Source organism: Burkholderia sp. HI2714 (assembly GCF_002223085.1).
GTDB lineage: Bacteria > Pseudomonadota > Gammaproteobacteria > Burkholderiales > Burkholderiaceae > Burkholderia > Burkholderia lata_D.
In genome coordinates, this window is record NZ_NKFM01000050.1 from 25,275 (window position 1) to 35,571 (window position 10,297).

The following is a 10,297-nucleotide window of genomic DNA, read 5'->3' on the forward strand; positions in this document are numbered from 1 at the left end:
GACGGCCGCCGATCTACCGACGGATCGGTCGCTTCGGCGGCGCGGCCGGTCGACAGAACCGGGCGACGCCTCACATCGCCGTCGCGCCTGGTGTCCGGACCTGGCGCACGACGGGATAACGAACCGGCGGCGACGGCTTGCACAGGCCGTGGACGCGCTGGCGTTGCCCGCTACCGCGCGTCGGACGCCGTGGTGGCACAGGAACCCTGTGCTGCGATTTTCGAGATTAGACTCATAACTGATAATGTTGTCAAGTATGAGTTTGTAATCTAAAATTGCGGCATGCAGAAAATTCTTACGAACAGGGAAGGCGCGCTCATGGACCGAACGGTCGGGCCCCGTCGTCCGAACGCCTCCGTCGGGGAGGCGGCGCATCGCCAGCCGCGCGGCGCTCGCCGCAAGCAGGCGACGCGCATGCGTTTGCTGCAGGCGGCGTTCAGGCTGATGGCGGAAAAGGGGAGGGACAACGTGGCGATCAGCGAGATCACCGAGGCCGCGGATGTGGGGTTCGGCTCGTTCTACTACCACTTCGAATCGAAGGACGGCGTCTTCGCCGCGCTGACGGAGTGGGTGTTCGACGATTTCGCGGACGGGCTCGAGCGTCTCGCGGGCGGCTTGTCGGATCCCGCTGAGGTCGTGTCCGTATGCGTGCGCCACACGCTCATGCGAGCACGCCGGGAGCGCTTATGGGGCCGCTTTCTGATGCGGGAGGGCTTCTCGGCGCGCGCGCTCGATCAAGGGCTGGGCAAGCGTCTGAGGCGGGACAGCGAGCGCGGGATCGCGGCACGCCGTTTTGTCGTCAACGATCCGTTCGTGAGCTTGCTCGCGATGACGGGGACGATTCTCGCGGTCCTCACGGCGGAGGTTTATGCGGCCGACAAGGTCGCGAGCGGAAGCAGGGTGCAGGCGAGCGAGGAGGGTGGTTTTCCGGAGCGTGCCGCTGCGGTGGTATTGCAGACGCTCGGCCTGACGCGCGTCGACGCGCAGGACGTCGCGAATCGCCCGCTACCGCCGGGCGATTTTGCCGCGACGGGCCGCGATTGAGCGGCGGTAGCCGCCGTCGCACGTCGGGACGCCCGGGTGGGGTAACGAGGGCGGCAACGCCACCGTGTCCAGTAGCGAGCACGCCGCCGGACTCCGCTCAGCGCGCGGTCCATGATCACATCGTTGCGGACTGCGTCACGCGAGCCGGAATTTTTTCCGCAGGCTCGAATCGACGGGGCCGGCCGGCATGAAGCGCCGCAATTTGCGCAACAGCGACGCCTCACCGGCCGGCGTGCGTCGCATCCGCCATGCGCCGAGCGCTGCGTCGACGATGGTGGCGGCCACCCCGTCGGGATGCGGCGCGGCTTTCACGCTGTCGACGACGGCGCGCGACGCAAGCGTTCGCTCGCGGTCGTACTCGGCGATCGGCGCGCCAGCCTGCGGCGCATTGACGTCCAGGCTGGTCCGCGTAAACGACGGTTCGACCAGCGTCGCGCGAATGCCGAACTGGCGCAGTTCGTGATCCAGCGTTTCGGTCAAACCCTCCACCGCATGTTTGGATGCCGAATAGAGTCCCATATAGGGCGCCGGCAGGAAGCCGAGCACCGAGCTGACATTGACGATCCGGCCGCGCCGTCGTGCCCGCATGTGCGGAAGCACCGCATGGGTCGTACGCAGGATGCTGAATACGTTGGTGTCGAACAACGCCGCGGCTTCGGCCACGGAGGTCTCCTCCACCGCGCCGATCAGGCTCATGCCCGCATTGTTCACGAGCACGTCGATACGCGCCGCGCGATCGATGATCGCTTGGATACCCGATTGAACGGACGCGTCGTCACGAACGTCCATCTCGATCAACTCGACGCCAGCGACGGGCGCCGTTCGCGCAATGCTGCGCACGGTGCCGAACACGCGGCACCCGCGTTTGGCAAATCGTTCCGCGGCAACGCGCCCGATGCCCGACGACACGCCGGTCACGACGACAACGGTGGAATTCGACATGGCTGCTTCCTTCGATACGGTGAATGGATTGGCGTAATCAATCGCGCGCGTCCAGCGCGGGCTGAAGTGCGGGCTCGCCCGGCGATGCCGGTTCATGGCCGCCGTGGCGGGCGGCGGCGGAATGACCGGGCCGGATCCTGAACCAGATCGCGTACATCGCCGGCAGGAACATCAGCGTGAGGATCGTCCCGGCGAACGTGCCGCCGATCAGCGTATACGCGAGCGTGCCCCAGAACACCGAATGCGTGAGCGGAATGAACGCCAGCACGGCCGCCATGGCGGTCAGGATCACCGGGCGCGCCCGCTGCACGGTCGCTTCGACGACCGCGTGGAACGGATCCAGTCCCGCCTGTTCGTTCTGGTGAATCTGGCCGATCAGGATCAGCGTGTTGCGCATCAGGATCCCCGACAGCGCGATGAGGCCGACCAGCGCATTGATGCCGAACGGCTGCCGGAACAGGATCAATGTCGGCACCACGCCGATCAGGCCGAGCGGGCTCGTCATGAACACCATCACCATCGCGGAGATCGAGCGCACCTGGAAGATGATGATGACGAGCGTGACCGCCAGCATGATCGGGAAGAGCGGCAGCATCGCCTTCGTGGCCTTGCCGGATTCCTCGATGGAGCCGGCTTCCTCGATTCGATAGCCGCTCGGCAGCGCGGCGATGATCGGCTGAAGCTGCTGCGTGATCGCAGCCGACACGTCCGGCGGCTGCAAGCCGTCGGCGATGTCGCCGCGCACCGTGAGCGTCGGCTCGCGATCGCGCCAGCGCATGATCGGCTCTTCCATCCGCACGTCGACCTTGCCGACCTGCGACAGCGGGATGCGCTGCCCGTTCGCGCCGGCGAGCGTGAAGTCGTCGAGCCGCGCCGGGTCGAGCCGCGCATCGCCGCCCGACCGCGCGATCACCTGTACGGTCCGGATATCCTCGCGCACCGCGGTGACGGGCACCCCGGTCAGCAGGAACTGCAGCTGCTGCGCGACCGCACTGGACGTCAACCCGACTGCCTGCAGGCGGTCCTGCTGCAACGTGAAGTGCAGCGTCGGCGCGCGCGTGCCCCAGTCGGCATTGACCGTGCGCATCATCGGGCTGCCGTTCATCACACGCTCGACATCGGTCGCGATACCGCGCAGCTTGTCCGGATCGGGGCCCGTGATCCGGTAGGCCACCGGGAACGGCGAATACGGACCGAACACGAGCTGCGTCACGCGCACGCGCGCTTCGGGCGCGAGGCCGTCGGCGATGGCCCGCCGCAGGCGCGCCTTCAACGCGTCGCGCTCGTCCTGGCTGTCGGTGCGCACCACGATCTTCGCGAACGACGGATCGGGCAGTTCCGGCCCCATCGCCAGATAAAAGCGCGGCGCGCCCTGGCCGACGTACGCGGTGACGATCCTCGCTTCCTTCTGCTTCGCGAGCCACGCCTCGACCTTCGACGTGGCAGCGCTCGTTTGCGAAATCGACGTGCCGTACGGCATCTGCACCTCGATCAGCACCTCGGGACGATCCGAGATCGGGAAAAACTGCTTCTTGACGACCGCCATGCCGACCATCGCGAGCACGAAGAGGGCGACGACCGACCCGGCGACGAGCCATTTGCGGGCGATCACGCGCGTCAGCAATTGCCGGAAGCGGTTGTAGCGGGGCGTGTCGTAGATCGCATCGTGACCGCCTTCGAACTTCTTGAGGTTCGGCAGCATCTTCACGCCGAGGTACGGCGTGAAGGCCACGGCAACGACCCACGATGCGATCAGCGCGATCCCGACGATCCAGAACATGTTGCTGGTGTATTCGCCCGCGGTGGAGCGCGCGAAGCCGTTCGGCATGAAGCCGACCGCGGTGACCAGCGTGCCGGCCAGCATCGGCGCGGCCGTATGGCTCCACGCATACGCCGACGCGGCCACGCGGTCGTAGCCTTCCTCCATTTTCACGACCATCATTTCGATCGCGATGATCGCGTCGTCGACCAGCAGCCCGAGCGCGAGGATCAGCGAGCCGAGCGTGATGCGGTCGAAGTTCTTGCCGGTGGCGGCCATCACGACGAACACCACGGCCAGCGTCAGCGGCACGGCCGCGGCGACGACGAGGCCCACGCGCCAGCCCATGCTGACGAAGCTCACCAGCATCACGACGAGCAGCGCGGCGAAGAACTTGACCATGAACTCGTCGACGGCGGAGCTGATGTTCACGGACTGGTCGGTGACCTTGGTCAGGCTCATGCCGAGCGGCAGCGCCGCGTTGATCGCACCGACTTCCCGGTCCAGCGCACGGCCGAGGTCGAGCCCGTTCCAGCCGTCGCGCATCACGACCCCGAGCAGCAGCGCGGGTTCGCCGTTGTTGCGGATCATGAACGTCGACGGGTCTTCGTAGCCGCGCTCGACGGTGGCGATGTCCGACAGTTTCAGCGTGCGGCCCTGCGCGACGATCGGCGTGTCGCGAATCTTCTGCAGCTTGTCGAACGCGCCGTCCACGCGAATGAAGATCTCCGGCCCGCGCGTCTCGACCGAGCCGGCCGGCGTCAGCGCGTTTTGTCCGTTGAGCGCGGCGAATACGTCCTGCGGGCTCACGCCGAGCGTCGCGAGCCGGTCGTGCGACAGCTGCACGTAGATGCGCTCCGCCTGTTCGCCGATGATGTCGACCTTCTTCACGCCCGGCACATGCAGCAGCCGCTGGCGCTGCGCCTCCGCATCGCGCACCAGCAGGCGCTGCGGTTCGCCCCTGGCCTTCAGCGCGAACAGCGCGAACGTGACGTCCGCGTATTCGTCGTTGACCAGCGGGCCGATCACGCCGGCCGGCAGATCGTTCGCCACGTCGCCGATCTTCTTGCGCGCCTGATAGAACTGCTCCTGCACCTCGGACGGTGGCGTGCTGTCGAGCAACGTCAGCGTCGTGAACGCGAGGCCGGGGCGCGTGTAGGTTTCGCTGCGGTCGTACCAGCGCAGCTCCTGCATGCGCTTTTCGATCTTTTCGGCCACCTGGTCGTGCATTTCCTGCGCGGTCGCGCCTGGCCATGCGGTGACGATGGTCATCACCTTGACGGTGAATGCCGGGTCTTCCGCGCGGCCCAGCTTGAAGAACGATACGAGCCCCGCGAGCGAAATCAGGCAGATCAGGAACAGCGTGATCGCGCGCTCGCGCACCGCGAGCGCCGACAGGTTGAAGCGGCGCTCGCTCACGGCCGTACTCCTTCGCGTGCGAGCGTGGCGGCCTGCGCGGCCACGCGGACCGCGTCACCGTCATGCAGCAACTGCGCGCCGAGCGCGACGACCCGGTCGCCTTGCTTGAGTGCGCCGGACACGCGCGCGCTGTCGTCATCCACATGCTCGACCGTGACCGGCCGCCATCCCACCTTGGCCGGCTCGCCGGCGACGACCCACACGCCGGGCCCTTTGCCCCCGTCCAGCAGCGCGCCGATCGGCACCTGCAGGCCGGCTTGCGGCGTCGCGCGTGCGTCGCCCGGTATGCGGATCGTGACGGTCGCGCCCAGCGGCGCGGCGGCCAGCGTGCCTTGCAGCACGTAGCGGGCTTCGAACGTGCGCGTTCGCGCATCCGCGGTATCGGAGAGCTGGCGCAGCGTCGCGGGGACACTCGAGCCCGGCTTGCCGAACAGCTCGGCCTGCGCCACGGAGCCGACCGCGGGGCGCAGCGTTTCCGGCAACTGGATCACGGCTTCCCGGCTGCCGGCGTGCGCGAGCCGCACGACCGGCTGGCCGGCGCTGACGACCTGGCCGGGCTCCGCGAGGGTGTCCATCACGACGCCGTCGCCGTCCGCGACGAGTTCCGCATAGCCGGTCGCATTGCGCGCGACGCCGGCGTCGGCCTCGGCGGCGCTCAGCTGGGCTTTCGCGGCATCGGCCGCTGCCTTGACCTGGTCATAGGCCGATGCCGAGATCGCGCCGGTGCCGCGCAGGTCGCGGTAGCGCGCTTCGTCCTCGGCGGTCTGCCGCGCACGTGCCCGTGCCGCGGCCACTGCTTCGTCGCGTGCGCGCGCCGCGAGCTTCAGGTCGACGGGATCGATCCGCATCAGCGGCTGGCCGCGCCGGACGGTTTGCCCGGTATCGACGAGTCGCTCCAGCACCTTGCCGGACACCCGGAACCCGAGGTCGCTCTGCACGCGTGCGGCGACGGTTCCGGTAAACGAGCGTGACGCGGGCGCGGCCGCCTGCACGATGGCGGTACGCACGAGCGGCGCCTCCGTGCGCGGATCGGAAGGCGCTTTTCCGCTGCAGGCGGCTAGTGCGAGGGGCAGTGCGGAAGCGACTGCGAGAAGAGCGGGACGACGCCGGACCATGAAAGACCCACTGACGAAGTGATGGGGGCTTTCATTGTGTATCTCGTGACCAAAATAGTCAATGGTCACAATCGGTGTCGATTCACGGGGCGAGGCTGCGGAGCACCAGGTTCGACAGCTGCGCGGGCGCGGCGTCGGTCGTGTCGAGGTTGTACTGCAGCAGCAGCGGATTCAGGTATGGCCGCATCACGAGGTAGATCGCCGTCGCGGTTTCGTCCAACGGCGTCTTGCGCTCGAACTCGCCGCTTTGCCGGCCCGCCTGCAGCACCTCCTGCAACAGTTGCTGCACGCGCGCCTCATAGGCCTGCACCGACTGCCAGTTGCCGGTGGCGGCCGACGCGGCGATGTCGTACAGCTTGCGGTCGCGGAAGAACAGCCGCAGGCTCGCTTCCGTAAAGACCTTGAACATGCGTCGCAGCTTTTCGGTGGGCCGTTCCGCCTCGGCGACGGCGACGCGCACGTCGGTTTCGATTTCGTGCAGGCAGTTCGCGCAGATCATCTCGCCGATCGCCTGTTTCGACTCGAAGAACTTGTAGATATAGGCCTTCGAGAAACCGATGGCCTTCGCGAGATCGGACACGGTCGTCTTTTCATAGCCGTACCGGCTGAAGTGCTCGGTGGCGGCGGCCACGATCTGGTCCCGCACGTCGTGATCGGCCGGGCCGCGTGCGGGAGCGGGGGAAGCAGTGTTTTCTTTCATGGGTTGCGGCTGGCAGGGATGGACAACGAGTGACTATTTGGTATTATGGTCACTATCTGATCTTGGCTAAAACCATCATGCTACCGAAACCCATCGTTGCCGCGGTGCTTGCCGCGCTCCTGTCGGCGGGATGCGCCGTCGGTCCCGACTATGTGCGGCCGGACATCGCCATGCCGCAGCGTTTCCAGGGCCAGAGCGCCGTAGAGCAGCGGCACGCGGCAGCCGAAGCGGAGCTCGCGACGTGGTGGACGGGCTTCGGCGATCCGCAGTTGACCCGCTTCGTCACGCTCGCGCTCGCGCAGAACCTCGATCTCGCGCAGGCCGCGGCACGCGTCACGCAAGCGCGTGCCGGGCTCGGTGCGGCCAATGCGGCGCTGTTGCCTTCGGGCACTGTGACCGGTCAAGCCGCGCGCGTCTACCAGTCGGTCGAAACGCCGCTGGGACGCGTGCTGAATTCGACGCCCGGTTTCGACCGTCACGGCAACGACTACGAGGCCGATTTAAACGCGAGCTGGGAACTGGATGTGTTCGGCGGGTTGCGCCGCGGGCGGGAAGCCGCGCTCGCCGACTATCAGGCCTCCGAAGCGGCGGCGGTCGCCACGCGCCTTGCCGTGGCCGCGCAGACGGCGGACATCTACATCACGATTCGCGGGTTGCAGGGCCGGCTGAAGGTCGCGCGGCATCAGGTGCAGACCGAACAGGATCTGTTGTCGACCATCAATCTGCTGTATGGAAAGGGGCTCGCGGCTGAGCTTCAGGTCAGGCAGGCCGAAGGCGCGCTCGCTCAGGTTCGCGCAACGGTGCCGGTTCTCGAAGCGGCGCTGGACACGGCGATGAATGCGCTCGACGTGATGCTCGGCTCGCAACCCGGTACGTATCGTGCGGAGTTGCTCGACGGCGACGACGTGCCGGCTGCACCGCGGATCGCGGCGACGGGAACGCCAGGCGAACTCCTCAGGCGGCGGCCCGACCTGATCGTCGCCGAGCGGCGCCTTGCGGCGTCGAACGCGCGCATCGGCGCGGCCATTGCCGAGTATTACCCGAAGTACTCGCTGAGCGGGTTGATCGGCAGCGCGACGACGATGGGCGCGGGCAACCTGTTTGCAGGCGGCGCGAACCAGGCTGCCGGCGTGCTCGGCCTGCGCTGGCGTTTGTTCGACTTCGGCCGTATCAATGCGCAGATCGCGCAGGCCAAAGGGCAGGATGCCGAAATGCTTGCTGCGTATCGGCTCGCGGCGCTGCACGCCACCGAGGACGTCGAGAACGCGTTCTCCGCGCTCGTCAGGCGCGATGAGCAGGCGGCGGTTCTCGCCGACGGCGTGGATTCGCTCGGCCGCGCGAGGGCCGCGTCGTTCGCGGCGTACCAGAAAGGCGTTGTCAGCCTGATTGAGGTGTTGCAAGCGGACGAGAGCCTGCTGCGTGCATCGGACGAGCGCGTGCAGGCGAAAACCGAGGCGGCTCGGGCGTCGGTGGCCGCGTTCAAGGCGCTCGGTGGAGGATGGCAAGGGGCGGCGTCCGAAGCCGTCGCCAGTCGATAACGGTCGTCTGTAGCGATGCCTTGGCGGGAAGTGACGGACTGCACGCCATGGCTTGAGCTTGCCGTCTCCTGAATGACCTTGAACCTGTCCAGCTCGCGCATCGTCATCGTGATCCGTTCTGTCGCAGTCATCGAAGCTCCCGGCGCCGGACAACCGGCAGCCGGTCAGCTTACGATGGGTCGAGAAACGGACATCTGAACTTAGCCAGAAGCGGACATTTGAACTTAGCTACTACAACCAAAACGTGCGATAATTCACGTTATGTCAAATTGAATTTGCGGAGTTACAGTGATGATCCGGGCAATCAAGGTGTCGCTCCTCGCGCGAGGCAATAGCGTAACAAGCCCGAAATCGCCTCCTTCGAAACGCCTGCCACGACAGGCGCTTTTTGTGAATCGCGATCGCGCAATACGCCCGTCCGCCGCATGCATCCCGCGCCAGGTGTTACGAATGATCCGGCACAGATGCCGGATCTCCCGCGCGGTATCGCTCAACTCACGCTCCAGCAGCCCCGCCGGTACACCTCATAGTGCGCGCAATGATATTGACCAACGCCGTTGCCTCGGCTCCGCGACTTGATCATTGCCGCCTCCATGATGCATGCCCGTGAATTCATCAGGCCGGGGGCATCGATTTGCCAGCCCTAGTTTTATACGCGTGTAATCACGTGTAATTGATCACCCGTTGGGGTTCGCATAATTTCATATTCAAGCGAGCCCCGACATAGGCAAATCGCGAATAACTTGAATTGCAGATAACTCAATATTTGCAAGTCAAGGCGTGAATGTGCTCGATTATTTTCGCGACGCGACGATCTTGCCATGCACGCATCCTTCGAACCGAAACAAAACGGGTGAAAAAATGTCCGAGAATGTTCAATCTCTTACCAGTGAACAGAAAAATGCATACGGAGTAGTTGCTGCTCTTGCAATCGAAGAAGCCAACAAGACAGCCGAGCTTATTGCGAAAGATCACCCCGAGATTTTCAAGAAGTCCCACGGCGAAGACTTGGCCTTCATCAATGCAGGCGGACCTTTCACGATTAGGGTGGTCAGTGGGTATCAACTCCTCACCTTGAATTGCCAGGCTCTTTCCTACGATGCGACCCAAACTGCGATTACGCTTGCAGTTTCGGGGTACGGCGCGTACACCTCCTCAGCCGATCTTTCCTTTCTTCGGACGCTGAACGGCCAGACCCTTACGCCGACGCAGCTGTTGTCATATGGAACTGTGTCCTTCACGCTTACCATTGGAGTGGCTTCAACGACACTTCAATTTGCCGCGAACGACGGAACCGTAATCGGGATCCTCTCTGGAAGCGGAAACTCGGCATTTAATGGGAAGCCGCCGATCACCGGGACCGCCACCTTTAAGAAGGCAAATTGATCTCTTCGACACATCGATTTAATTCAATGTGACTCGTATGGCGGTCAAGTGAATTGCCGCATGTGATGTTAATTCCTCTGATCGCCACACCGATGACTCGCCGAGCACCCTGGCATCACGCAAAACAGCGCGAGCCAATACCGAACCGAAAAGAGGTTCATGGGCAACGAGACGTGCTTACATTATGTGACGCCCTCTCCCGCCCAAGCGGCAACCTACGACGCGATGCGCTGGTAAGCTCTCAACAGAAAGTAAATCTATAATTTGATCCGAATCCTTGAAGGACCGTATCGACGTCTTCTTCAAGGGTTTGGATGTCACGCGCCTTGAAGGCCAGCCACTCATATTTCATCTTGTGCCACAGTTTCTCGATGCGATTGAGCTCCGGGCTGTA

The 10,297-nt window shown here is 64.9% G+C and carries 7 protein-coding genes; 3 read left to right on the top strand and 4 right to left on the bottom strand.

Annotated features, from left to right (window positions below; genetic code table 11):
• The first annotated feature begins 318 nt into the window (after positions 1–318).
• Positions 319–1,044, top strand: coding sequence for a TetR/AcrR family transcriptional regulator (locus CFB82_RS25520; RefSeq protein WP_089485790.1), 726 nt, complete (start codon positions 319–321; stop codon positions 1,042–1,044).
• Between the two features lie 135 nt (positions 1,045–1,179).
• Here the strand turns inward: CFB82_RS25520 and CFB82_RS25525 are convergent, their stop codons facing one another.
• The 4 genes from CFB82_RS25525 to CFB82_RS25540 all read right to left on the bottom strand — a co-directional run bounded on the left by CFB82_RS25525 (position 1,180) and on the right by CFB82_RS25540 (position 6,979).
• Complete coding sequence (locus CFB82_RS25525; protein ID WP_089485798.1) at positions 1,180–1,986, bottom strand: oxidoreductase; 807 nt, start codon at positions 1,984–1,986, stop codon at positions 1,180–1,182.
• A 37-nt stretch (positions 1,987–2,023) separates the two neighbouring features.
• A complete protein-coding gene (locus CFB82_RS25530; protein ID WP_089485791.1) occupies positions 2,024–5,164 on the bottom strand; it encodes an efflux RND transporter permease subunit in 3,141 nt (1,046 codons plus the stop codon).
• Entirely contained in the window at positions 5,161–6,279 is a 1,119-nt protein-coding gene (locus CFB82_RS25535) for an efflux RND transporter periplasmic adaptor subunit (protein ID WP_089485792.1), read from the bottom strand. The genes CFB82_RS25530 and CFB82_RS25535 overlap by 4 nt, the downstream gene beginning before the upstream one ends.
• Positions 6,280–6,361: 82 nt before the next feature.
• Positions 6,362–6,979: a TetR/AcrR family transcriptional regulator gene (locus CFB82_RS25540; RefSeq protein ID WP_069251585.1), complete on the bottom strand. Its 618-nt coding sequence runs from the start codon at positions 6,977–6,979 to the stop codon at positions 6,362–6,364.
• A gap of 77 nt (positions 6,980–7,056) precedes the next feature.
• Between CFB82_RS25540 and CFB82_RS25545 the strand changes: the two genes are divergently transcribed.
• Positions 7,057–8,517 (top strand): efflux transporter outer membrane subunit, encoded by a 1,461-nt coding sequence (locus CFB82_RS25545; RefSeq protein ID WP_089485793.1) that lies wholly within the window; start codon positions 7,057–7,059, stop codon positions 8,515–8,517.
• Positions 8,518–9,297: 780 nt separating this feature from the next.
• A complete protein-coding gene (locus CFB82_RS25550; RefSeq protein WP_143750966.1) occupies positions 9,298–9,903 on the top strand; it encodes a hypothetical protein in 606 nt (201 codons plus the stop codon).
• The last annotated feature ends 394 nt before the right edge of the window (positions 9,904–10,297 follow it).

What these genes read in the sequence shown, in the direction of transcription:
- CFB82_RS25520 (WP_089485790.1), top strand. Translation starts at nt 319, where the DNA reads ATGGACCGAACGGTCGGGCCCCGTCGTCCGAACGCCTCCGTCGGGGAG.
- CFB82_RS25525 (WP_089485798.1), bottom strand. Translation starts at nt 1,986, where the DNA reads ATGTCGAATTCCACCGTTGTCGTCGTGACCGGCGTGTCGTCGGGCATC.
- CFB82_RS25535 (WP_089485792.1), bottom strand. Translation starts at nt 6,279, where the DNA reads ATGGTCCGGCGTCGTCCCGCTCTTCTCGCAGTCGCTTCCGCACTGCCC.
- CFB82_RS25540 (WP_069251585.1), bottom strand. Translation starts at nt 6,979, where the DNA reads ATGAAAGAAAACACTGCTTCCCCCGCTCCCGCACGCGGCCCGGCCGAT.
- CFB82_RS25545 (WP_089485793.1), top strand. Translation starts at nt 7,057, where the DNA reads ATGCTACCGAAACCCATCGTTGCCGCGGTGCTTGCCGCGCTCCTGTCG.